This is a genomic window from Microvirga sp. HS2 (genome assembly GCF_055792805.1).
Genome location: NZ_JBVVAJ010000041.1, coordinates 17,333 through 40,923, shown reverse-complemented (window position 1 = coordinate 40,923; position 23,591 = coordinate 17,333). Strand labels below are relative to the sequence as shown.

22 protein-coding genes and 3 pseudogenes are annotated in these 23,591 nt (G+C 61.9%); 5 read left to right on the top strand and 20 right to left on the bottom strand.

From position 1 onward, the window contains the following. Positions 1-119 precede the first annotated feature (119 nt). Positions 120-734, bottom strand: a complete 615-nt coding sequence (locus tag ACS5Q0_RS23785) for a TetR/AcrR family transcriptional regulator (RefSeq protein WP_473129131.1) — start codon at positions 732-734, stop codon at positions 120-122. A gap of 67 nt (positions 735-801) precedes the next feature. On the opposite strand from ACS5Q0_RS23785, the gene ACS5Q0_RS23780 reads away from it, so the two are divergent. Next, entirely contained in the window at positions 802-1,233 is a 432-nt protein-coding gene (locus tag ACS5Q0_RS23780) for a VOC family protein (protein WP_473129130.1), read from the top strand. Between the two features lie 152 nt (positions 1,234-1,385). On the opposite strand, the gene ACS5Q0_RS23775 is transcribed toward ACS5Q0_RS23780, so the two are convergent. The 4 genes from ACS5Q0_RS23775 to ACS5Q0_RS23760 form a co-directional block, all read right to left on the bottom strand. Next, complete coding sequence (locus ACS5Q0_RS23775) at positions 1,386-1,721, bottom strand: cupin domain-containing protein (RefSeq protein ID WP_473129129.1); 336 nt, start codon at positions 1,719-1,721, stop codon at positions 1,386-1,388. A 126-nt stretch (positions 1,722-1,847) separates the two neighbouring features. Continuing rightward, positions 1,848-2,630: a succinate dehydrogenase iron-sulfur subunit gene (locus tag ACS5Q0_RS23770; protein WP_473129128.1), complete on the bottom strand. Its 783-nt coding sequence runs from the start codon at positions 2,628-2,630 to the stop codon at positions 1,848-1,850. A gap of 78 nt (positions 2,631-2,708) precedes the next feature. Then, on the bottom strand, positions 2,709-4,097 hold the full coding sequence (gene nirK / locus ACS5Q0_RS23765; protein ID WP_473129127.1) for a copper-containing nitrite reductase: 1,389 nt from the start codon (positions 4,095-4,097) through the stop codon (positions 2,709-2,711). Positions 4,098-4,728: 631 nt separating this feature from the next. Next, the gene (locus ACS5Q0_RS23760) at positions 4,729-5,328 is read right to left on the bottom strand and encodes a phosphatase PAP2 family protein (RefSeq protein ID WP_473129126.1); all 600 of its coding nucleotides are present in this window, start codon (positions 5,326-5,328) and stop codon (positions 4,729-4,731) included. Positions 5,329-5,437: 109 nt separating this feature from the next. Between ACS5Q0_RS23760 and ACS5Q0_RS23755 the strand changes: the two are divergent. Next, positions 5,438-5,676 (top strand): annotated as a pseudogene (locus ACS5Q0_RS23755) (tyrosine-type recombinase/integrase); the annotation flags it as partial. A gap of 356 nt (positions 5,677-6,032) precedes the next feature. On the opposite strand, the pseudogene ACS5Q0_RS23750 reads toward ACS5Q0_RS23755, so the two are convergent. The 3 genes and pseudogenes from ACS5Q0_RS23750 to ACS5Q0_RS23740 form a co-directional block, all read right to left on the bottom strand. Then, positions 6,033-7,060 (bottom strand): annotated as a pseudogene (locus tag ACS5Q0_RS23750) (IS110 family RNA-guided transposase). Between the two features lie 185 nt (positions 7,061-7,245). Next, complete coding sequence (locus ACS5Q0_RS23745) at positions 7,246-8,394, bottom strand: DUF5666 domain-containing protein (RefSeq protein ID WP_473129125.1); 1,149 nt, start codon at positions 8,392-8,394, stop codon at positions 7,246-7,248. Between the two features lie 122 nt (positions 8,395-8,516). Then, positions 8,517-9,386, bottom strand: a complete 870-nt coding sequence (locus ACS5Q0_RS23740; RefSeq protein ID WP_473129124.1) for a DUF6502 family protein — start codon at positions 9,384-9,386, stop codon at positions 8,517-8,519. A gap of 126 nt (positions 9,387-9,512) precedes the next feature. Between ACS5Q0_RS23740 and ACS5Q0_RS23735 the strand changes: the two genes are divergently transcribed. Both ACS5Q0_RS23735 and ACS5Q0_RS23730 read left to right on the top strand, forming a co-directional pair. Further along, the gene (locus ACS5Q0_RS23735; protein ID WP_473129123.1) at positions 9,513-10,328 is read left to right on the top strand and encodes a hypothetical protein; all 816 of its coding nucleotides are present in this window, start codon (positions 9,513-9,515) and stop codon (positions 10,326-10,328) included. Positions 10,329-10,498: 170 nt separating this feature from the next. Next, positions 10,499-10,900, top strand: coding sequence for a response regulator (locus ACS5Q0_RS23730; RefSeq protein ID WP_473129122.1), 402 nt, complete (start codon positions 10,499-10,501; stop codon positions 10,898-10,900). 38 nt (positions 10,901-10,938) lie between these two features. Here ACS5Q0_RS23730 and ACS5Q0_RS23725 read toward each other — a convergent pair whose 3' ends face one another. From ACS5Q0_RS23725 to ACS5Q0_RS23670, 12 genes and pseudogenes are all read right to left on the bottom strand, one after another. Next, positions 10,939-11,403, bottom strand: a complete 465-nt coding sequence (locus tag ACS5Q0_RS23725) for a CoxG family protein (RefSeq protein ID WP_473129121.1) — start codon at positions 11,401-11,403, stop codon at positions 10,939-10,941. A gap of 209 nt (positions 11,404-11,612) precedes the next feature. Further along, a pseudogene (locus tag ACS5Q0_RS23720) lies at positions 11,613-11,999 on the bottom strand (fumarylacetoacetate hydrolase family protein); the annotation flags it as partial. Between the two features lie 275 nt (positions 12,000-12,274). Further along, a complete protein-coding gene (gene cnbZ, locus ACS5Q0_RS23715; RefSeq protein WP_473129120.1) occupies positions 12,275-13,021 on the bottom strand; it encodes a 2-amino-5-chloromuconate deaminase CnbZ in 747 nt (248 codons plus the stop codon). Beyond that, the gene (locus tag ACS5Q0_RS23710) at positions 13,018-13,524 is read right to left on the bottom strand and encodes a (2Fe-2S)-binding protein (protein WP_473129119.1); all 507 of its coding nucleotides are present in this window, start codon (positions 13,522-13,524) and stop codon (positions 13,018-13,020) included. The genes cnbZ and ACS5Q0_RS23710 overlap by 4 nt, the downstream gene beginning before the upstream one ends. Next, on the bottom strand, positions 13,521-14,384 hold the full coding sequence (locus ACS5Q0_RS23705) for an FAD binding domain-containing protein (protein ID WP_473129118.1): 864 nt from the start codon (positions 14,382-14,384) through the stop codon (positions 13,521-13,523). The genes ACS5Q0_RS23710 and ACS5Q0_RS23705 overlap by 4 nt, the downstream gene beginning before the upstream one ends. Then, positions 14,381-16,747 (bottom strand): xanthine dehydrogenase family protein molybdopterin-binding subunit, encoded by a 2,367-nt coding sequence (locus ACS5Q0_RS23700; RefSeq protein ID WP_473129117.1) that lies wholly within the window; start codon positions 16,745-16,747, stop codon positions 14,381-14,383. Before ACS5Q0_RS23700 ends, ACS5Q0_RS23705 begins: the two co-directional genes overlap by 4 nt. Next, positions 16,747-17,469, bottom strand: coding sequence for an ABC transporter ATP-binding protein (locus tag ACS5Q0_RS23695; RefSeq protein ID WP_473129116.1), 723 nt, complete (start codon positions 17,467-17,469; stop codon positions 16,747-16,749). Before ACS5Q0_RS23695 ends, ACS5Q0_RS23700 begins: the two co-directional genes overlap by 1 nt. After that, positions 17,466-18,215, bottom strand: coding sequence for an ABC transporter ATP-binding protein (locus ACS5Q0_RS23690; RefSeq protein WP_473129115.1), 750 nt, complete (start codon positions 18,213-18,215; stop codon positions 17,466-17,468). The genes ACS5Q0_RS23695 and ACS5Q0_RS23690 overlap by 4 nt, the downstream gene beginning before the upstream one ends. Further along, positions 18,212-19,141, bottom strand: a complete 930-nt coding sequence (locus ACS5Q0_RS23685) for a branched-chain amino acid ABC transporter permease (protein ID WP_473129114.1) — start codon at positions 19,139-19,141, stop codon at positions 18,212-18,214. Before ACS5Q0_RS23685 ends, ACS5Q0_RS23690 begins: the two co-directional genes overlap by 4 nt. Next, positions 19,138-20,004 carry a branched-chain amino acid ABC transporter permease gene (locus ACS5Q0_RS23680; RefSeq protein ID WP_473129113.1) on the bottom strand — a complete coding sequence of 289 codons (867 nt, stop codon included), beginning with the start codon at positions 20,002-20,004 and terminating at the stop codon, positions 19,138-19,140. The genes ACS5Q0_RS23685 and ACS5Q0_RS23680 overlap by 4 nt, the downstream gene beginning before the upstream one ends. Before the next feature lie 83 nt (positions 20,005-20,087). After that, positions 20,088-21,278, bottom strand: a complete 1,191-nt coding sequence (locus ACS5Q0_RS23675) for an amino acid ABC transporter substrate-binding protein (protein WP_473129112.1) — start codon at positions 21,276-21,278, stop codon at positions 20,088-20,090. A 100-nt stretch (positions 21,279-21,378) separates the two neighbouring features. Next, on the bottom strand, positions 21,379-22,116 hold the full coding sequence (locus ACS5Q0_RS23670; RefSeq protein WP_473129132.1) for an aspartate dehydrogenase: 738 nt from the start codon (positions 22,114-22,116) through the stop codon (positions 21,379-21,381). On the opposite strand from ACS5Q0_RS23670, the gene ACS5Q0_RS23665 reads away from it, so the two are divergent. Then, entirely contained in the window at positions 22,063-23,235 is a 1,173-nt protein-coding gene (locus ACS5Q0_RS23665) for a LysR family transcriptional regulator (protein WP_473129111.1), read from the top strand. The genes ACS5Q0_RS23670 and ACS5Q0_RS23665 overlap by 54 nt on opposite strands. Positions 23,236-23,591 lie beyond the last annotated feature (356 nt).

Sequence of the window (23,591 nt, the reverse complement as noted above, 5' to 3'; positions counted from 1 at the left end):
CCCGAACCTTTGATGCACTCTGGCGAGCGCTCGGCGACATCTGCGATCTCTTCGAGCCACAAGAGTGTTGGAACTACCTCAAGGCAGCCGGATATGCGTCCGTGTAATCGTCCGGTGCTCTAGCCTGCAACGGGCGCGATCACCCTTTCCACGAGCCTGAGAACCGCGACCCTGAACTCGGCCGGATCAGCGCCGGCCTCGATTGCGAGGGCTGCGCGGTCAAACGCCGCCGACAGAAGCGTTGCCAAGGCCGGGCTGGCGATCGATCTGTCGCCGGACCCGGACCCGGACCCGGGCACGAGCGCTTCGAGTCCCTCCTGCAAGGTTCGCGCCGAATGCGCGGCGTCAATGGCTGCGATCTCACTTGAGCCGAGGACGGACGGACCGTCGATCAGCAGCAAGCGGGTGCGGCCGGGAACCGCCATGGCATCGAGGTAGGCCACACTGCCTGCCAGCAGGGCCTCCTTGGCGGGCATTGCGGGAGCGGTCGCGGCGCCGATCTCCATCGCCACGGCTGCCGCCTCCTGCTCCAGCACCGTCCGGAAGAGATCCCGCTTGTCGCTGAAATGGTGATAGAGCGCGCCGCGCGTGACCCTGGCCTTGGCGACGATCTGTGGGGTGGAGGTTTCCGCATATCCGTTCTGAATGAAAAGGGTTCGCGCCGCCTCCAGCAGGGCGGCCCGCGTGGTATCAGCCCGCTCCCGATTTGTCCGTCCCTGCCGCGACCGTTGCATGCATACAGCCTGTATGTTAGTTAAAATACATACAGACTGTATGTTATTTAGGGAGCCTTGAACAGCCATGAGGATCACGAGCTATTATCCGGTCATCCTGACGCGTGACGTGACCGGCACGGCAGCCTTCTATCAAGCGCATTTCGGCTTCCGCTCGCTCTTCTCGAGCGACTGGTACGTTCATCTGCAATTTGGTGAGGACGCGGCGGTCAATCTCGCGGTCCTGGACAGTCAGCACGACACCATCCCGGAAGGTGGCCGCACTCCGGCATCGGGCCTGATCCTCAATTTCGAGGTCGAGGATCCGGATGCCGTCTATCGCGATATCGAGGCGGCGGGATTGCCCATTCTCGCCCCGCTTCGGAATGAGCCATTCGGACAAAGGCACTTCATCACGGCGGACCCGAATGGAGTGCTCATCGACATCATCAAACCGATCCCCCCGAGTGCTGAGTTTGCGGCCCAATACGAGGCGGAGGCCTTGCCGCATGACGGCTAGGCACGGAGCAGGATCGATTCGCCACCGCCGACAGTGGTCTCGCCATGCCCGAACGCGTGCGGAAAACGGACAGCCGGCCCCGCCTCCCCTCGCGCTAACAGGCGCTGGAAACCGAAATGGTCGCGCGGATCAACACTCGCTCGATCCGGGGGCTAATCGGGCCTGCCGAACAGAATGGTGAGCAACAAGGACGCGTCCTCGAGGCCCTTGAGGGAGTGCCTCACACCGCCGTCCAGATACACCCACTGGCCGGCGGACAGCTCCACGCTCGTGTCGGGCAGATCCAGCAGGACGCGGCCTTCCAGGCACTGGAGGGTAATCGGTCCGGCGACCTCATGGGGCGCAACGACACGACCGGCAGGAACGATCAACCGGGCCGCCTCGAAGACATCGGTCTTCACCAAGGCCGTGGTTTTGGTGCCCGCCAGCTTTTCTCCGAGCGGTCGCAGGTCGACGACATCTCCGGATTTCACGTGATCAAGCGCCATCGGACCTTGCTCCCTTCCACCCAACGCCGCCCGCTTGCGCTGCCGGCAGCTGCGTATGCTGGCTCACTCCCGCACGGGGAGATCGGTTATCTATGGCGCATGGCCGCTGGATCCATCTGAGACGGCCTAGAACTTGCGGGCGAGGATCATTTTCTTGATCTCGGCGATGGCCTTCGCCGGGTTCAGACTCTTCGGGCAGGTGTTCGAGCAGTTCATGATCGTGTGGCAGCGATAGAGCCGGAACGGATCATGCAGCGTGTCAAGCCGTCGATCCGTCGCCTCGTCGCGGGAATCGACAAGCCAGCGATAGGCCTGGAGCAGGGCCGCTGGCCCGATATAGCGGTCGCCGTTCCACCAGTAGCTCGGGCAGGAGGTGGTGCAGCAGGCGCAGAGAATGCACTCGTAGAGTCCGTCGAGCCTGGAGCGCTCTTGAGGGGTCTGCCGCCACTCGGTCTCCGGCGGAGGGGTTTCTGTCTGAAGCCAGGGCTCGATAAGCGCGTGCTGGGCGAAGAAGGTCGTCAGGTCCGGGACCAAATCCTTCAGCACTGGCATGTGCGGCAGAGGGTAGATCTTGATCCTGTCAGTCTGACAGTCGTCCATTCCCAAGGTGCAGGCCAATGTATTCAGGCCCATGATGTTCATGGCGCAGGACCCGCAGATGCCTTCGCGGCAGGAGCGGCGGAAGGTCAGCGTCGGATCGACGTTGTTCTTGATCCAGAGCAGCGCGTCGAGGACCATCGGGCCGCAATCGTCGCGGTCGATGTAGTAGGTATCGATGCGCGGATTCGCGCCGTCGTCCGGGTTCCAGCGGTAGATGCGGAACTCCTGGAGATTGGCGGCCCCAGCCGGCTTCGGCCAGGCCTTGCCTTCGGTGTACTTGGAATTCTTGGGAAGTGTGAACTGGGCCATCCAGATGCTCCTCCTGCCCCAGGATCTGTTGCCGCTTTCGTCGGTTCGACCCGGAATGGGCACCCTGCCCCCAGGTTGTCACCGCCGCGCCGGTCCGGCATGCATGATGTCATCGTTCTGGGGACCGTCGACGATCAGATAGCCGACAAGCCCACGCTCCAGCCGCGAGAGCGCATGGTCGACCAGAGAATAGCGCCCGGGCCGGCGGATCTTGAAATCGGCGATGACAGCGCCGCCTGGGGGCACCATGACGGTCTGCATGCCCGTCATCGGTATTCCGCCAAGGCCCGCTCCCTGATAGACGTGATCGAACATCTCTCCTATGACGTGGAGTGATGATGCATAATTTGGTCCGCCGACTCCGAAGAACAGGCGCACCGTCTCTCCAGGCCGGGCCCGCAGCGGATGGCTTCGCGTGAGCGCGCCGACGGATCCGTTGAACAGGAAATATTCCGGTCGCTCCGACATGAGCTTCTCGTAATCCATCTCCTGGTCGCCTTGAAATCCGAATGGCTGCGTCGTGTAGAGTTCGCCCTGCATGACGTAGAATTCCCGGTCGACCTGCGGGAGACCGCCTTCCGGCTCGACGAGGATCAGGCCATACATGCCGTTGGTGACATGATGCGCGACCATGGGCGTCGCACAATGATAGACGAAGAGGCCGGGTGTCAGCGCCTTGAATGTGACGATACTCTCCTGCCCTGGATCGGTTTGCGTGAACTCCGCGCCGCCGCCCGGTCCTGTCGCGGCATGGAAGTCCACGGAATGGACCATCAGGCTGTCGTCGCTGTTCTTGAGATGCACTTCAACCGTATCGCCGACGCGCACGCGCACGAACGGACCAGGCACTTTCCGGTTGAAGGTCCAGTAGCCATAGGTGGTTTTGTCGTCCAATTGCCCTTTCAATTCGACAGCCTCGAGATCGACGCGCACCACCTGAGGCGGTCGGACCCCGATGGGCGGCGGTAGGTCAATCGGATCGTGCACGATATCGGGAGCCGACGCCTGCATGGCGGCCCGCGGTCCGGGCATGACCTGAAGGCGCCCCTCCATGCCAGCCTCCCGGTGGCCGGGCACGGAGCAGAAATACGCGAACTCGCCGGTCTTGTCGGCCAGGAAGGCGAAGGTGGTGCTGGCCCCTTTGCCGACCACTCTCTCCGAACGGACGGCATACTGGTCGATGACGACGTCGTCCTCGGCCCCCTCCCCGTTGATGAGGTTGATCTGCACGGTTTCATCCTCATGGATCATGAGGGTCGGATTGACCCGACCGTCAATGTCGCCGCCGACGCCGATGAACACCATCTTTCCCTGAGCCACGCCGGAGCGCAGCGTGAACACGGCCGGCGCATGCATCCGCAGGGTGGCGGGCTGGCGCGACCCTGCTGCCGGGCCTGCAGGTGCAGGCGCATGGGCCGCCGGAGCCGCCGACTGGGTCTGCACCTGCAGCTCGCTAGGCTGGTGCATCGACTGGGCTTGTGCTGAGAAGCTGAGGACCGTGAATAGGGCTGCCAATAGGAGGGTTAAGTTGAGGATCCGCATGGTGAACCGATTGGGCGCAGTTTCCACGATGCGGGGCCGAGCGCCCAGGCGCTACAAGAGCCCCGTTCACATGCGGAGAACCATAGGAGCGCTGACCGGTTCCTCGCGGCGTGCGGTGCTGTCCTGCTCAGGCGGGTCGTCACCATTCCATTGGTCTGCTGGCGTACCGAGTTTCTCCTCGTCCGGCTGTTCTGGCCGACGTCCTCATCCTAATCCTTGTCGCGCGTCGGGCTCTCTCGATCACTTGCCGCTAGATCCTTCAGGATCAGGCATGTCCGCCGTCGATCGGTCACGACGCGCCGCTTGACCTTGCCGCCGTTGCAGGGCGCAAGCTGAGCCAAATTCAGCGGACAGGCAGACGTTGGAAGCCGTCATCCATGCGCCACTGAAGCAGGCTTCTGCCGAGAACGGGTTCGACGTGGCAGGGCATCTTTCGAACGCCCTTCGAACTCCTCGCGGACGGGTCCCGTCCCCATGTCGGCACAGGATCCAATCAGGCCGCCCTCCCCTCACAGATGAGCCGGCGTGTCCTGGAGTGCCGGTTGGGCAACGACGCTCAGGGCCGCACCCAGCCCCGTCCGATCGGGACGGCAAACAGGCGGCGATAGAGCGGCTCGGCCAGGCGGGGCATGATGGTCCGCTCGACCCAGGTGCGGAACGGCATCACGACCAGAAGGCCGACTGCCGCGACCGGAACCGCTCCGAGCATGTCGAAGGGAAAGTGGATGCCCAGGTACAGGCGCGACCATGCCACCGCGAGGGTCAGCAGCAGGACCAGGATGCCGGCCCAGCGCTCCTGCGTCCAGGCCAGCAGGCCGATGCCGACGGCGACGAGGAAGGTGATGTGATCGCTCGGGAAGGAGCTGTCGGCAACATGCTGGATCAGCGTGTGCCCGATCGGCACGGCGAACGGACGCGGATGGTACCAGAGCAGCGCCGCCACCTGGTTGAAGCCCAGCGCCAGCTCGGCTCCGACGAAGGAGAGCAGCAATCCTGTCCGGCTCTCCCGATGCCCCCACAGCCACAGGGCCGCGAGCAGCAGGGGCACCAGGAAGATCGCTCCCTGCGCGATGGCGATCGCCAACAGGACAACAGCATGCGAGGGATGCTCGGGGGCGTTCAGGGCGAGGAAGATCGCGTCGTTCCAGGATTCCATGTCTGCGCGTGCTCCTTGCTCCCCCTGGCATCATAGGGTCCAGGTTGGCGTGGTCCAGTTTGCATGAGCGCCCTCGCTGCGGGGGAATTGCCGCAGGCCTAGGCGACCCTTGACCACGCGCCAGTATGCTCGCCTGCTGGCATCCTGGCTTCGTGCGACTGGACTGGATCCGTCGGCCTACGGCACCCATTCCCTGCGACGGACCAAAGCGTCGATGATTTACGAAGGACAGGCAATCTCCGGGCTGTCCAGCTCCTGCTCGGCCACACCAAGATCGAGAGCACCGTGCGGTATCCTGGGATCGACGTCGACGACACCCTTCTGATTGCAGAACAGGTTGAAATCTAAACGCAGGGGCGGCTCCCCGACGAGCCGCCTCAAAGCTCATGCAACGTCCGGACTTGAGGCTTGAGCAGCCACAAGACAAACGACCGGGGCGTGCCATGTGTGGACGGCTCCCCGTTGGCAAGGGATTTGTTGAACGCGTCTGCAAGGCTGGTCGGTGCGGCCATGTGTTCGACCTGTTGGAGCGGTACTCATGACCGCTGGCCATAATGCCCTCCGCGAAGGGGTCCCGACCAAATGCTCGCATTCCAAGATGCTCTGGCACGAGTGGGTTGTCCCGCTTCCCGGTTCGACCGGATCCTGCATTAGTGTCCTTGCGCCCTTCCCAACCTCCTGATCGCCGGCTCTCCCGACGATGATTATGCCGCCTGCCCGACCACCGGCTCGCGATAGCGCTCGCCCTTGGCCATGATCGCCCACACCATGCGGGCCATCTTGTTGGCTAAAGCCACAGCCGCCACCTTCGTGGCCCGCCGCGCCAGCAGTTGCACGATCCACGGCCGCCGCGTGCCATGCCGCTGGGCAAAGCGGATCACGGCGAGAGCGCCTACGGTCAGCATGGAACGCAGGTAGCGGTTGCCCTGCTTGGTCACGCCGCCCAGCCGCTCCTTGCCGCCGCTGGAACTCTGCTTCGGCACCAGCCCGATCCAGGCCGCCAGATTACGACCCGAGGCGAATGCCTTTGGGTCAGGAATATGCGCCACCAGGGCGGTAGCAAGCAACGGACCAATGCCGGGGATCTCGGCCAGCCGGCGGCTGACCTCGCTGGCCCGGTGGCAGGCGGTGATGCGCCGGTCCATCTCCAGGATCTGACGCTTGACCAGCGCCAGTTGCTCGGCGAGTGCCAGAATGCAGGCCCGAGCCAGTTCCGGGATGCGCTCATCGCCATCGCGGACCAGCAGAAGCAGCTCGTCGACACCCTCACGGCCGATCTTCGCCACCACGCCGAACTCGGCCAGGTGTGCCCGGATGGCGTTGGTGAGCATGGTCTTCTGCCGGACCTGCATCAGCCGTACCCGGTGCAGCATCAGAACACTCTGCTGTTCACACGTCTTCGTCTCGACAAAGCGCATGGGGGCCGGGTGACCGCCTCGCAGATCGCCTCGGCATCGGCCATGTCGTTCTTCTGCCGCTTCACGTAGGGTTTGACGTAGGCCGGCGGCATGAGCTTCACCTCATGACCAAGGTTCTGCAACTCACGCGACCAGTGATGGGCCGAGGCACAGGCCTCGATACCGATCAGGCACGGCGGCAGGCTCACAAAGAACTTGAGCACCTGCCCGCGCCTGACCTGGCGTCGGATCAGCACCTCGCCCGTGACGCTGATGCCGTGCACCTGGAAGACGGACTCGGCGATGTCCAGACCGATGGTGGCGACCGTGCTCATGGGCTGCTCCTGTGCCGATGGCTGATGACAACAGCCATGCTACCTCACCGCTGGGTGGGAGCCGTCCACAGCATCAGGAGCGTACCATTCGCCATAACCTTCATCTCGCCAGAACTGGTTCATCGTGAGGGATATTCTCTCCACCGCCTGGGTCCGGAGTCGATTCTCCCGCAGAGCAGGCGCCACTACCGCCTTCCCCCGCCGCCATTGCCGCCGCCGTGTCCACCGCCGTTGCCGCCACCGGAGTTTCCGCCGCCGTTCCCATTGCCGCCACCCGGTCCCCCTCCGTTTCCGCCAGCGTTGCCGCTAGGCCCACCTCCACCTGCGCCGGAGCCGCCCCGCGAGTTGCCTGCATTGCCAGATGGCCCATTGCCGTCACTGCGTCCGCGTGCCGTCCCGGAGCTGGAGTCGCTACGCGGGGATCGAGTAGGGCCGATCTCCTGTCCGTTGGGTGAAGCCTTGCCCCTCTGCGAGCCCGTAGACGGGCTCGTTGGGCTGCCGACATCGGAGCCCTGACGGCCTCGGCTTGCCGGAACCGGGGGCCCCTGAAGCGAGACACCCTCAAGGCCCAGACGCCCTCTTGGATCGGGCGCAACAGTCACCACGGCCGGAGCATATGTTCCAGCCGGCAGGGTTACGGAGGCTTTGCCGACAACCTCAAGACCAGAACCAAGACGCAGTCCGTCCCGGGTCCGCTCGACATAAGCCTCAATGGAAAGCTGCCGAACCTGAGGACCGAGCAGATCGCGCTCTATGGTCGTTTGGGCAACTTCCAGAATGCCCCGGTTGTGCCTCCCTTCGAGGACCACTCGGCGGCCGGCGATCGGCGCGTTCACTCCGGCGAGCCTCAACGCCCCAATCCTGAGACTGCCGTCGCGCAGCCTGGTCACCTCGCCGGCGATCCTGTCGGGGCCATCGGCCCTGCGCTCGATCAGGCTTGCGACGATCATTCCATCCGGTTGGCGTAGGCCGAACACCGCAACACGCTCGCCGCGGCGCCATTGTTTCAGCCCGGTGAGTTTCTCGGTGGAGACCGTCTGACCAAGCACCCTGAAGGTTTTGCCGCGCGTTGCCTCGATTGCGCCGACGACTTCGCTGGTCACCTCGATCCGCCCTGTCGCCAGTACGCCGTTGCGGCTCTCCGCAACAACCTGCACCACCTGGCCGATCTTGAGGTCGGAGGCCGCACGCGGTTGCCCGTCGATCCGCACCGTCACGTCCGGCGCATAGGACACATGCATGCCGTTGACAATGATGCTACCGAACCCACGGATCGTGCCCATGACGCCCGTGCCACCGATGCCGCGATCACCATCAGGGTCCGACGCTATCACGCCGGTTCCGCCAATGCCGCGGTCCCCTGTCTCTTGGCTCCGCGCCGCCAGCGGCGCAAGGAGCAACGTCAGCGCTGCCAGCCCGCAAGCGGCGGTTCGTGCAATCGAAGCAGCACAGTCCCTCACGTCCCGGGCTCCTCGTTGTTGCGCTCACTGGGCCTGTCAGTCGTCGCAGGCGGGACAACCTCTTCGGAATAGACGTAGATACCAAAGTTCCAACGCCACTGACCGGGCGGCCTTCCATCGCTGGCGGCGTGCGCCTCCCGATTGAGCTTCTGGAGCGCCTGCATCGCGACCTCTCGGGACCGTTGCTGGAGTTGCTCGGCCAGCTCCCTTGTCAGGCCGTCGTAGTGGACGGCACGCTCGAGGAATTGCGGCGAAGGCGCCTCCACATTGGCCACGGCAGCAGCGATGTGGTCGTGCAGGTTGCGTCCCAGATAGTAGAGCTGCTGGTCATCCCCGCTCCGCGGCACGTACGCAGCCTCGACCAGAACGGCCCGATCGTGGTCATCGATGACGACGAGTTTTCGGTCGAGCCACTCGTCCAGCACCGCACGGGGCCGCACATCGCGTGTGACAGAGGCAACGAGGCGCTCGAAGGACGGCTGCGACGGTTCTGCTGTGCGGGGCAGCGGCAAGGGATGTCCATCGCCATCACTGAACTCCGGATCCGCGAGCCAGCGGGCCAGAATGCGGCTCGTCTGCGAGACTGTCGCTGGAACAGTGTTCACCGGCGCTCCGGCCCCGCGCAGACGGCGGACCTCCTTGCGGTGGATGCCGGTGAGAAGACTGACCCGGCTGTCGGTCTGCTCTTTGCCGGGCAGAGCAAAGTCGTACTCGGCGACATTCACGTAGAGCTCCCGCAGCAGCTCCATGAGCATCGGAAATGTAATCCCGCTCCGGATCAGCAACCGCACGAGCGGACGCAGCAGGCGCGCCAAGGGCGCGTGAAGCTTGGCTGGTTCGAGGGTTCGAGGAGCGTCGCCGGACATGCCGTCCACCTAAGCACTTTTGACGTGGGAATCAATCCCACATCTGAGTTGACGTGGGAAAATTTCTCACTTAGCCTTTCTGCAAGGGGGCTCACTCGATCTCTCGATTTGTTGGAAGGAAACTTCATGACACGGCGTCTTGCTCTCACAGTTTCGGCTTTCGCCTTGGGTCTCGCCATCAGCCTGCAACCGCTGTCGCTGGACATGACATCGCTCAAGCTTGAGAAGTCTCAGGCCCAGGCCAAAGGCGGTGACGGCGGTGGAGGAAACGGCGGCGGGAACGGCGGCGGCGGCGGAAACGGCGGCGGCAATGGCGGCGGCAATGGCGGCGGCGGTGGAAACGGTGGCGGCAATGGCGGCGGGCATGGTGGCGGAAACTCCGGTGGCGGTGGTCACGGAGGCGGTTCCGGCGGTGGAAACAGTGGCGGCTCTCGCGGCGGTGAGAATTCCCGTGGCGGCGGCAGCGAGCGTGGCGGCCGCAGCTCCGATGTGAGCAAAGGCTACGCACATGGCCAGTCCAGAGCCGAACAGGCCCGGAGCACCACCCGCGACACCAAGGACGGACGGGAGAAGGTCTCCTCCGAAGCAAGAAAAGCTGCGTCCAACGCCAAGAGCATTGGCCTCGACTCAGCCAAGCTCGGTCGCATGAACGCGGTGAATGCCTCGGCAACGGCTCGGCAGCACGCTGCGCCGAACTCCACGGTTGGCCTGATCGCCACCTACGAGAAGGCCCTGAGCATCGGCGAGGACATGGAAGACCAGATCACCGATGCCGAGATCACCGAAGCCGCCAAGGCTCTCGCAGCCCTGTCGAAGGCAGGCGTGCCGGAAGAGCCCGTAAAGGTGCTCAACGAGAGGCTCGGGCTCGACATCGATCCTGAATCGGATCTGTTCGATCGCGTCATCGACGAGGCTCGGGAACTCCAGGCCGCCCGTCAGTAACCCATTGAACGTCCTGCCGCTCCTCAGCGGCAGGATTCTTCCCAGAAAGCGATCACCCAATCCATATGGAGGATTCCTTGGGCTTGACGAGAGAAGCAGCGTTCATTCAGGACATTCGGGCTCATGTGCACGGACACGTTCAGCAGGTCGGGGTCTCCGGGAGAGCGCCCATGCGCAAAGCCGGCAAGCCTCGCGTGCTTATCGTCGAAGACGAGGTCATGATCTCGATGATGATCGAAGACATGGTGCGCGATCTCGGTGGACAGGTGGTCGGCCCAGCCGGTAAATTCGAGCGGGCCATGGCCTTGGCGCTGGACGAGGACCTCGATCTCGCTGTTCTCGACGTCAATATCGATGGTCTGGTGGTCTATCCCATAGCGGACGTTCTGCGTTATCGCGACATCCCGTTCATCTTCACGACGGGCTATGATTCCAGCGTCGTTCCGCAGCGCTACCAGCACGATTGCGTGCTCTCGAAGCCGTTCTCGCAACAGGCCTTTAATGATGTCCTGCAAGGATTCTTCGCTGACTCGTCTCTACATCCGTCATCGCGCAATTCACATGTTGCATGACGCCGCTCTTCGCGATTAACCGGCGCACGGACATCACCTCACGATGTCCGTACATCGACCGAAACCAGGATCTTCCTAAAACTGCCGAAGAACTGATCAGCCTGCCTCTTCACGACGCCGTCTATCAAGCGGCCTCCGAGCTGCGCAATCTTGCCGCCTATCTGTGCCTGAACGTCATAGATCAGGCAGGTTCCCTCCGACACATCCTTCAGCTGGACCGTAGCTCTCCCCTTCGCGAAACCCGCTACGCCTCCCTGACCCTCGCCTAGAATTCTGTAGCTGTTTCCCGGCTCGATGTTCGAGAGCTCAATCCGTCCCTTGAAGCTAGCCTTGACCGGGCCGACTGCGATTTTGGCCACCGCCTCGAACTCTGATTCACTGAGCCTTGCAAGCTCTTGGCAGCCCGGAATGCAGAGTTTGAGAACCTCTGGATCGTTCAGTGCATCCCATACGGCCGCACGGGTGGCAGGGAGGAGGACTTCCCCGGTCATGAGTATCGCCACGAGATTCTCGCTTTCCTTGATATGAGGTCTGAAACTCCGACGCCAGCCCCGGTTCACGAGGAGCGCGCATGTGAGCGATGCGGGCTGAGCTCACTCATCTGCCCATTCTCGGATGTGAGCGTTGCTCAGCTACAAACTCGTGTTTGCGCCCGGAATTGCGACTAATCAGTCCAAGCGCGAACAAGCTGTTCCTGCTCGCCGAGGTCTTCGATGCCGAGCTCGACCTCCCAATCGGTTTTCTCGGACCCGCGCGGAATCTCGATGCCGTCGTTCGGACCGCAGATGGCGCTCGTCGCCTTCATGAAGATGATGGGTTCGGGCGGCACGGTCATGCCCGATTCCGCCGCATGGTCGGAATAGTTGAGGCCGATGCAGATGAACTTGCCGACCTGTCCGACGCAGGGGCCGATGCGCGGATTCCCCTCGACACGCGGTAATGTGGACGGATCGATGCTGCGCAGCCGCTCGATCCCCGCAGGAGAGAGGGCGTCACCGGCAATGTCGGCGACGATGCCCGAAAGGTCTCGGATCTTACCATCTCGGTCAAGCATTCCAGGCTTCTCTTGACCGGGGGAACCATAGCGCAGCAGCTTCATGGGATCTTCTTGCTCCTGTGAGTTTATGGGCTAGGTTTGAGACGCGACCAAGAGGTCGGCACCCGCAGGCCGGCACGCTTCTAAACAGTCGTGTCATTCACAAGCGCGACCTTCGCGATTTTCACACAGCCTGATCCGACTGACTCTGCCCATCGACACGCAATGTAAGATGCCGCGCAGGCTCCCGTGCCCGCGACCGTGAGTGTCGAGTCGAACATTCACTCGATTTTAGAATCTACCGCCGTCGAGGATGTCCGACCCGAAGCCTTATGGACCTAGATTACTTGCTCGGTGCTCACCCCCCGGCAGTCCATCTCGTATTCAAGCTCCAGGACCGGAGGCCGGTTGTAGTGCCAGGTGAGGCCGCCACGAGCCGCGCCGCGCCTTACGATCTCTTCCGCAAGGAAAGGGTGTAGATCATGGACGGTGTAGACTTGGGCCGCAGTCGTGTCTTTCCAGGTCGCATCAACGGCACTAAGGCGCCGCTCCATCTCGTCGAGGACGAAACGAGCCTTCTCCTGCAAGCCCGCGGGAGTGAGATCGCCGCGACGGACGATATGATCCTTATAGTTGGCGAAGCCTTCGGGCGCCTCCGCACTTCCGGCAATGATGAAGGATGACGGCGCACCCTCGACCACTCTCGTGTAACTGAAGGCGTAGAACGATGGCTCACCGGGCGGGGTGATTTCGGGACAGACATTGCTGCGTGCGACTGGATTGGCCCCGTCGCGGAAAATGCCCCAGCGCTCGAGGGTGCCCACATACACTTCATTGAAGGCCTTAAACGTCTCCTCGGTGAACGGAGCCGGCGAGCGCAGTTCGCAGGCGCAGAAGGAGGTCAAAGGACGGCCGGTCGCCTCAATAACTTCTTTGATCCGCTCGAAACCCTCGGCGAGCGCTACAGGCTCGCGAAAGCGGACGCGGACGATTTCGTGGCCCGGAAGCGCCGCGACACCTGCCGAGTACTGGAAGACGCCTGGAATGTAGCGGTAGCCGCCAGGGGTAAAGTCGATCGTGCTCAAGTTCTTCCTCCTTGTTGAAGCTTCTGTCGCGCTGCCGTTTGGACGGCATCTACGATGGCGTGGTACCCGGTGCACCGGCAGTAATTGCCGGAGATCGCCTCGCGGATCGCATCCCGCGATGGATCCGGATCAGACGCGAGAAGTTCTGCTGTGGTCAGCAGCATCCCGGGCGTACAGAACCCGCACTGCAGTGCTGCGCGCTCAAAAAACGCATCCTGCAGCGTCTTGATTCGGCCGCTGGCTGTTGCCCCTTCGATCGTCTCGATGCTGCATCCATCCGCCTGGACGGCGAGCATGAGGCAGCTGCGAACGCAGCGTCCATCGACGACGACTGTACATGCCCCGCAAACTCCATGCTCGCAGCCGACATGTGTTCCAGTGAAACCGAGTCCCTGCCGCAGCCAGTCCGCCAATGACAGGCGCAGCGGTACCCGCGTGTGAACATTTGCACCATTGACGGTACAGGAGATCTCCGCGGTGGGCTCTTCAGGGTGCGCATTCATGCCTGTTTTCCCGTGTGCTTGGCGAGCGCCCGGCGAAGCAGAACACCTGTGATATGGCGCTTGTACTCCACCGAATATTCGCCCGAAGAGAATACCTCGATGTCTGAAAGGGCCTCGATGGCTCGCACTTGGGCAGCCGGGTCGGCTGGTGAATGCCCAGCCAACACGCCTTCCACGGCCCGCGCCCGGACGGGCCCGTCAGCAATCCCAAAAAAAACGATACGTGCGCTCCTGATGACGCCCTCCATCGTCTGTATTCCGCTCGCTAGGCCCGCTATCGCGAAATCGCCGTGCCGACGCGCCACTTCCTCGAAGCTGAAATTCCAACCTGCCCCCTCTCGAGGGAAGAAAACCTCAACGATCATCTCGTCGGGTGCGAGGGCCGTTTCATACATCCCAAGGAAAAACTCCGAAGCCTTGACGATGCGCCGCCCGCGAATGGAGGCGGCCGTCATCTCGGCATCGAGACAGAGGGCACAGGCAGGAAGTTCCGAGGCGGGATCGGCCAACGCGAGGCTACCGCAGACTGTCCCACGATTGCGGACTGCTTGGTGTGCAATATGCGGCATAGCAGCCGCAAGCAGCGGAAATCCACCAGCCCTGGTGACATGAGCCAGGAGGTCGGCATGACGTACGGTGGCGCCGACCCGCAAACCGCTCTCTTCATCAACAAGCGCCTGGAGCTCTGGAATATGGTTGATGTCGATGAGGAGCCCAGCCTGCGAGAGCCGCAGGTTGAGCATCGGCATCAGGCTTTGCCCGCCCGCGAGGATCCTGGCATCCTCGGCCCGGTCCGCCAGAGCGGATAACGCCGCGTCCACGGACGCCGGACGCAAATATTCAAACCGAGCGGGCTTCATGGTTCCTCCTTGGCAGAAATACTTCCTAGAGAGCGGAGGATAAGCGCCGGCGAGATCGGGGTCTCGCGGATGACGGCACCATGCGGAGCAAGCGCATCGTTCACTGCGTTCAAGACGGCCGCTCCAGCGGCACATGTGCCAGCCTCTCCGGCGCCTTTTGCACCGAGCGTGGAGCCCGAGTAAGGGGTCTCGACATGATCGACCACAATGTCAGGCATTTCCGCCGCCATCGGGACCAGATAATCGGCAAGGGTGGCGGTTGTGAGCTGACCCTCCTCATCATACCGGCACGCCTCCAGCAGCGCCTCGCCGATGCCCTGGATGACCCCTCCCCGAATTTGTTCGTCCACCAGAAGAGGGTTTATGATGCGGCCACAATCCTCCACGACCCAATGCTTCAGGCATCGCACCAAGCCGGTGTCGAGGTCGACCTCAACCAGCGAAGCCTGGATGCCGTTGGTCGGGATGGCGGCATCCGCCGGGCGGCGGTAGTTGTGCGCCACTGTAGGCTGAGGCTCGATACCAGGCGGCAGTTCGTGACCTCGAAACAGAACGACCTTGGCAATCTCGTCGAGACCGAGACGGCGGGCACCGCTCAGGTCGATGACGGCCCCGTTCCGGATGTCGAGTTCATCCGGTGCAGTCTGCAACAGGGCTCCCGCCGCTTTGAGGATCTCGACACGTAGTTTTCGGCCGGCGCCCCAAGCCGCCTCGCCTCCGATCGCGGCTCCGCGCGACGACCATGCGCCACCGCCATGCGGGGACTGGCGCGTATCGCCGGTTGCAATCGCCACGCGATCCACATCGAGCCCGACGGCATCGGCTACGATCTGCACCAGGCCCTGTGTGATCCCCTGCCCGATCTCGCACACGCTGGCGCTGCCGGTGACACTGCCATCCGGTTCGAGGGACAACACGACGGTATCTACCGCAGCCACCGGAACATGGGCACGGCCGTATGCCTCGGATCCGGACGCCGTCATCTCGACGAATGCAGCAAACCCGATCCCAAGCGCACGCCCCTGCTCCCGAGCCGCCACTATGTCCTTTCGGAGCGACGGCAGGTCTATGAGGCCTATCATCTTGTCGAGACAGGCCTCATGCGAGAGGTCGAGCAGGCGCAATCCTGCCGGATTCGTACAGGGCATGTCCTCCGGCCGCATGTAGTTGCGCCGCCTGAACTCGAGCGAATCGAGACCTAGGCGTGCGGCCGCAATGTCGACGAGCCGCTCCGTGACGGTGCAGGCGATGGGATGCCCAACCGAACGGTACTGGCCCGTGAGTGCCTTGTTCTGCAGCGCCACTTGCGCCCGGGCCCGGAGACAGGAGATACGGTAGGCCGCCCCGATCGGACGCAGGGCCATGATGGTTTCCATGGTGCTCGATCGCGGAAACACCGAGTAGGCGCCAAGCCCGTGCAGATCATGGATGTCGAAGGCGGTGATCAAGCCGTTTGCGTCGACCGCCATGCGGGCTGTGATCTCGTGCTCGCGGGCATGGATGTCGGACATCATGCTCTCGATCCGGTCGGCGACGAACTTGACCGGTCTTCCCATAAGCCTTGCCGCCGCGCATATGGCGATCTCGTCTGAGTAAACGTGCATCTTGATGCCGAAGCCGCCTCCGACATCCGGCGCAGAGACCCGCACCCGCGCCATCGGCATACTCAGCAGTTCCGCAATGTGCAGATGCATCTGATGCGGCATCTGATGTGAGATACGAACATCCAGAACCCCGGAAGCCGGCTCGTAGACTGCGAGCACGCTCCGCGGTTCCAGCGTGACGCCGGTATGTCGTGTGAATCTCAGGCATTCCTCGACCACGAGAGACGCGGCCGAGAAAGCCGCATCAACGTCGCCCGATCCCAGCTCGCAGCTCCAGGCGAGATTGGTGCCCAACTGGGGATGCGCGAGCGGTCCGTCGGGTGCGAGCGCGGTTCGGAGGTTGGCCACCAGCGGCAACTCCGAAAACTCGACCGCGATCAATTCCAGTGCGTCCTCGGCAATGGCGCGAGAGTGAGCAAGAACGAGGGCGACTGGCTCACCCTGATATGCCACTCGGCCATTGGCCAGTGGATACTGCTCCGGCGACTTAAGACCGGGGAAGACCGCCGAGACTGTCTCCCACGATTGACAGACAGGTTCGAGATCGGCCCATGTCAGGACCGCCACGACGCCCGGAAGGCTCTGCGCATCGGCGGTGCCAATGGACAGAATTTCCGCGTGTGCATAGGGGCTTCGCAGGAAAGCGGCATGGAGTTGCCCCGGCAGGTCAAGATCGTCGACGTAGGAGCCGCGCCCGGCCAAGAGGCGTCGCGTGCCCTCGCGCGGCCGTGGTCGTCCGACCTCACGAAAGCTTTTCATCAAGCCAGTCCCATGTAGGCTTCGCGGATCCGCGGATCATTCGCAAGATCGGACGCCCTGCCGGATGCCGTGATCCGACCGCGATCAAGCACGAAGGCTCGATCGGCAAGCTCGAGCGCGTTCATGACGTCCTGCTCGACCAGCAGGATCGCGACGCCGCTCTTGTTGATCTCCCGCAAGCTGTTGGACAGAAGCTCAACTATTCGCGGTGCGAGCCCGAGAGAAAGTTCGTCGATGAGGAGAAGCCGCGGTCGCGCCATCAGCCCACGGCCTACTGCGCACATCTGCTGCTCCCCACCGGACATGGTCCCAGCGTCCTGGTTGCGGCGTTCCGCAAGGATCGGGAATGTACGGTAGACACGCTCCAGGTCAGCGTTGATTTCGGCCCGATCCTTGCGGAGATAAGCTCCCATGAGGAGATTGTCGCGGACGCTCATCGCCGAGAACAGGCGTCGCCCCTCTGGAACATGGGCGATTCCTGCCTGGACGAAATCTGCTGGTCGAGCGCCCGACATTTCCTTGCCACCGTACTGCATGCCGCCGGCCTTTGTCGGGATCAGGCCCGAGATGCAGCGCATGAACGTGCTCTTTCCTGCACCGTTTGAGCCAACCAGGCAGACGATCTCGCCTGGATTGATATCGAGCGTCACGTCCCAGAGCACCTGTACGTCACCGTACCCGGCCTGCAAATTACGAACTTCAAGATGTGCAGGAGTCCTCATGCCGCCCCTCCGATCGCAGCCGCATACTTTGCGCCAAGGTAGGCCTCGACGACTGCTGGGTCTCGAAGCACGGCACGAGGCTCCCCTTCAGCAATCCGCTGACCGTGGTGAAGCACCAGGATACGTTGCGATACTGACAGAACAACTTTCAATAGATGCTCGATCAGAATGATGGTGACGCCCTGCTCCGCGATACGGCGGATCATCGCCAGAGCTTCATCGACCTCGGTCGAATTGAGACCGGCATTGACCTCGTCGAGCATCAGCAGCCGAGGTTTCATGGCCAGGCCTTTGGCGAGTTCAAGGCGTTTTCGCTGGGCCAATGTCAAGGTCGCAGCAGGACGATCGGCCACCTGCCCCAGCCCCGTAAAGCGCAAATGCTCCATAGCGGCCGCATGGGCATCGCGGAGGCCCCCAACCTGACCGGCGAAAAGCGCCCCGGCCGCAACGTTTTCAACGACTGTCATCTTCGGGAAGGGCTGAACGATCTGAAACGTGCGAGCGAGGCCGAGTCTTGCAATTTCGTACGGTTTCAGACGTGTGATGTCCTTTCCGTCGAACTGGATGCTGCCGCGTGTCGCGGGATGAACGCCTGTGATGACGTTGAGAAGCGTCGTCTTTCCGGCGCCGTTCGGGCCGATCAATCCAAGGATCTCACCTGGCTGGATCGAAAACGTGATGTCGTCAACCGCTCTGAGCCCTCCGAATACCCGAGAAACCTTGTTCAAGGATAGAATAGCGTTCATGCGGGAAACCTCTTCGCGCTGCGCCAGTTGCGGACGAGAGCAAGCAGGCCGTTGGGGAGGAAGAGCACAAGCAGCACAATGATGACTCCGAGCGCCGCAGCATGGAGCGTCAGAAGGTTACGCCAGACAACCTCTTCGAAGAGGAGGAGAATGAAGGCTCCAATTGCCGGGCCGAATACCGTGCCGAGGCCACCAAGCAACACCATGACGAGCGGCTTCACTGACAGCAGGATGTCGAAGACGTCCGGAGGCTCAATGTAGTTGACCCAGGACGCATAAATGGCGCCAGCCATGCCGACGAAAACGGCCGACAGAGCGAATGCACCGGTTTTGTACGCGTATGCGTTCACGCCGAGGATGTTCGCGGCATCCTCGTTCTGCTGGATACAGCGCAGGCCGAAGCCAAGTTTGCTTGCCTGTACGAAGACGGCGGTCGCCATCGTCATCGCGGCCAATGCCAGCATGGCATAGAAGAACAGCATCGCCTGGGCGCCGACCGATATTCTCAGAAGGGGGAGGTTTATGCCCATACCGCCGCCGGTGATGTCCGGTGTCGTATTGATGATCTCACGGAGGACCTCGGCGATGACAAGGCTTGCGATGGCAAAGTAGTGACCACGCAAGTGCAGGATCGCCCCGCCGATGACTGCAGCGAAAAGCATCGCCACCAAGCCCGCCGCGGCCCATGTACCGATCATCGGAACTCCGCCTCCTTGAAGCACCGCCGATGTATAGGCACCGAGGCCGAAGAAGGCGGCAGTCGCGAAGGATGGATAACCGGCGAGACCGCCGATGAAATTCCAGGATTGAGCTAGAACCACGTACATCGCAAGCATGGTCGCGAGACGGAGAATGTAGTTGTCACCAAGCAGTGGTAGCGCCGCGAAGACGCACGTGCCGATGAGGAGAATGAGCCAGTTTCTCATTCATAGCCCCTCTTGCCGAGAATCCCGCTCGGTCGAACGAACAGGAGAAGAAGAAGGAGACCGAACGACAGCGTGACCGCGTGCTCGGGCCCGAACCAGAACGCCCCAAGGCTCTCGATGACCCCGAGAACAAGGCCTCCGACCAGCGCGCCGGGCACACTGCCGAGCCCTCCGAGCACGCACACGACGAACGCCTTGCCGAGGAACATCGAGCTGTTGAGAGGGGAAATCGGGTACACGATGGAAAGCAATGCTCCAGCGGCACCGGCCATAAGAGCCCCGAGACCGAAGGTGATTGCATTGATGTGACTGACGTCGACACCCATCAGCGCTGCCGCTTCGCGATCCATGCGGACTGCAACGATTGCGCGACCGATACGACTGTCTCGTAGGAGCCGATACAGCAGCCCCGTCAGGAGCATGGCCAGAACCATTGCCGCCACACGGTCGCCTGGTAGAAAGATCGGACCGATCTCTACTGATGGCATCGGCGTGGCCAGGTTCACCTTCTTGTAGTCAGCCGTGAACGCAAGAAGCATTGCGTTGTTGAGGAGCAGATCGAGGCCGAAAGTGAGGGTCAGAGTAATCAGGACTGGTGCCGTGATAACCCGGTTCACGAACCCTGCCTGGATTGCATATCCCAGGCCGTAGAGCAGGCCTCCGGCAATCACGACCGAGGCGAAGGGGTGAATGCCTGCGTAAACGTAGCCAAAATATGCGACGTAGGCACCCAGCACGACGAAGGAGCCGTGCAGAAGGTTGATCACGTTGAGAACGCCCCAGACCAGGGAGAATCCGACTGCAATGCAAGCGTAAAGCCCGCCCAGGACGATGCCGTTCGCTAGGACTTGAAGATAAATCATGGGATTGGTTTTCGCTGGATGTGCGAGCTTTTTGGGAGGGCGGGAAGGAGTGACCCGGGTCGCCCCTTCGACGATGATCGGCCCTAGTTGAACTTGAAGTCAGCCTGCTTGATTGATGAAGGATGAATGACTACCGGCTTGCCTCCTTGGATCTGGAAGACGGGCGGCTCGAGGGAGATGATCTGCCCCGTCGGGCCAAACTTCACCCGACCATAGAAGGTCTCCGTATCCATTGCAGCAAGGGCGTCGCGGACCTTCTTGGGATCAATCGTGCCTACGGCCTCGATGGCAAGCTGAAGGATTGCCCCACCGGCTGCCGCAGATGCCTCCGCATAGTCCGCCTCGCCGCCATATTTCTTGGCCCAGGCCTCGTTGAAAGCCTCGGTCGTTCCGAAGACGTCCTTGCCCTTATAACGGACAGCCGGATGCCACCACGCAGCGCTTGAGATGTTCTCGCCCAGAGGGCCGGACGCCTGGATGAATTCCTTGTATGCCGGACCTGCAATCATTGTGATGACGGGTGCTTTGACACCCTGATCCGCCATTTGCTTCCGGATCAGGATCAGATCGTTGATGTAGCCCGTTGCGAAAACCCAATCCGGTTGAGCCGAGCGCATCTGCGTGATAGCCGCGCTGTGGTCCATCGCGCCGATCGCATAGCGCTCAAACATGACGACTTCGAGATCGCGCTTCTTGGCCCCCTTCTCCATCTCCTGGGCAATGGCGAGCGGGAACAAGTCGTTGCGGGCGAGAATGGCAACACGCTTCACGTTCTTGTTTTTCTCGGCGACGATTTTCGCGAGCGGCTCTGTGAGTGTGTCGTTCGGAGTGAACGTCCCGAAGAGATACTTGTAACCCTGGTCGTAGACCTGCTCGGAGGACGCCGTCGACGCAATCGTGGGGATCTCATACCGCTCCGAGACGGTGCTCGCTGCCTTCGCCGCGCCGGAGCCGAAGGGCGAGAAGAGGAAGTTGACCTTGTCCTCGGTGATGAGGCGTTCCGCGGACTGAACGGCCTTCGGCGTGTTCGATGCGTAGTCCACGTATACAATCTGAACCTTGTAGGCCTTGCCGCCAGCCTTGATGCCGCCCTTGCCGTTGACCGTCTCGGCCCAAAGATCATAGCCTCGCTGCTGTTTGATCCCTTCAGGTGACAGAGGCCCGGTGAGAGGCAGCGGCGCACCGATCCGAATGACATCCTGTGCATGAGCGGCACCGATGCCTATTGTCAGTGCCGCCGCAGCAAGTACTCCTGATACTCTCTTGAAAGACATTGTTCTCTCCCCTCTTTATTGCCGGTAGTGTGGCCCTACCGCTCGGTTTGCTTCAAGATTTAATTCTGGAACAATCCGTTCTCGTTTCGGCAACGAGTGCTCAAATGATCAGCACCGATGATCGCGATTGGATTGCATGGAGCAGGCTGTAGGCGGTTGACGCAGACGTCTTCGGATTGCTGCTGGCATGGCCTGCCATCACAACGCTCATGCTGCCGATCTCGCTTTCTGCTTCGAGGACGCCTGTGTTGCCGGCGGCCGATGGGTCCGCCACGAGGCGCACCGTTGTCCGCTCGAAGCCGAGCCCCGCAAGGGCGACTGTCGCAGCCAGATTAGCATTCTTAGGATAGTTCAGGGCGGCCTCACGGGCACTTCCCTCGAAGAAGACAGTCCGCGCCTCTAGACCCTCGAGGTCGAGGATCTGCTCGGCAGGAGTGCCACGCCATGCGACAGGCGGTTTTACGGATGTGTATGTAACTTTGTTAATGCCCGCAAGTTTCAGCGCTCCAAGCCCATCGAGTCCGGCGATTGCCCCCGCCGGTATGAGAAGCTGTGCCGGTGGAGTGGCGGCCTCCAGCAAACCTTCAAGGAAACCCGGCTCGGCGAGAGCGCCTGTCGAGATGATCATGAGGCGAATACCGGCCTTGAGCACTCCAACCGCATAGCTACGCACGGCATCCTGCCCCGCGCATTCCACGACGAGCGTCGGACTGTATGCCAGGAGATCGAGCAGACTCGTCACGATCTGCACATTGCCCGGCAGCGCCTTCCGCGCTCGGTCAACATGGCCCGGACGGACCAGTATGCCAACGAGCTCCGAACCACTGCAATCCTCGATGAGGCCAGCCGCAACCGTCTGCCCGATTGCTCCAAAACCGATGAGGGCGATACGTTCAGAACTTCCGGTCATCATGGCCTCAAACTTGTGTGGAGAGCATGCTACCTCTCGCCTGCGTTCGAACAAGATGCGATGCTGCAGCACTTCGTTGCCATTTTTCGAACGTTAAGGGCCTTCCCAATGTCTCAGAGCCAAGTCCGGTATTTTATCGAGGTTGCTCGCACAGGATCAGTTCGTGAGGCTGGTGAACGGCTCAATGTTGCATCGTCCGCTGTCAGCAGACAGATTCAAAACCTTGAGCACGAGCTTGGGATGGAGCTGTTTGAGCGGCGTCCGCGCGGAATGGTCCTAACGGCTGCCGGCGAGATCTATTTGAACTACGCCCGATCTGCCGCGCTCGAAAGCGAGCGGGTTCGTTCGGAGCTGGAGGCTCTGCGAGGGCTGAGGCGCGGGACCATTCGCATCTACACGGTTGAGGGCATCATTGCCGATGCTCTTACGAACGCTGTAGCCGTCTTCAGAGCCAAGCATCCCGGAATCGCCTTCAAGCTCGTCGCCACGGGCACGAGCGAGGTCATCCCGGCCGTGCACGACGGTCAGGCCGATCTTGGCATCTCGTTCAATGCGCAACCCCATCCGCTGGTGCACTTTGTCCGCCGAGTGCGTGACCCGGTTGCCGCCGTCGTGCATCCAGACCACCCACTCGCTCTTTTGACGCAGGTCGCATTTTCCGAACTCCTGCCATTCCCGATCGGCATCCCAGAAGTTGGTTTCGGCATCCGCCGTCTTATCGATGATCAATGCCGCAGGTTTGGGACCTCGATCGAACCTGCGCTTGAGACGAACTCGATTGAGGCACTTCGCGGGTTTGCCCGCTCCGGTGCTGGGGTGTCCATCCTGCCTCCCCGTTCGATACAACGCGAAGTCAAGCTGAACCTCGTCAAGGCGGTTCCGCTGAGCGATGCGGCGTTCAAGCATGCGTCAATCGACATAAGTGCTTTGGCCGGACGCAAGCTACCGACGGCCGTCTGTGAATTTGCTTCGGCCCTGGAGCAGGCACTATTAGGCACAAGCCCGCTCCTGAAGGAAACCTCTGTCGGAATGGAGATGTCACGCTAACCGGGAGAAGTCAGCAACAGGCGCCTTGTCGCGCGGATAGGCGATTTAGCAACCGAAGCTGGATGGCATAGGAGGACTTCGCCGTCACCACATTCCCAGAAAGCGGCACCGGGTGACGAACTGGGCTGAGTACGACGCAGCCCTGCGCCGGCGCGGAAGCCTCATGGACTGGTTCTCTGAGGAAGCAATTGCCGCCTGACGGGCCAAGCTCCGCTCCATGCGAGGCGGTCAGGGTTCTGTCGCAAGTTCGGTTTTACTTGTCTATACGCGAGCGCTCCCGGTGACCGGATCCTGTAGAATAAAAGGCTTGGCGCCGCTACCATACCGCCAAATGGCACCGAAAAATTGGCTATACT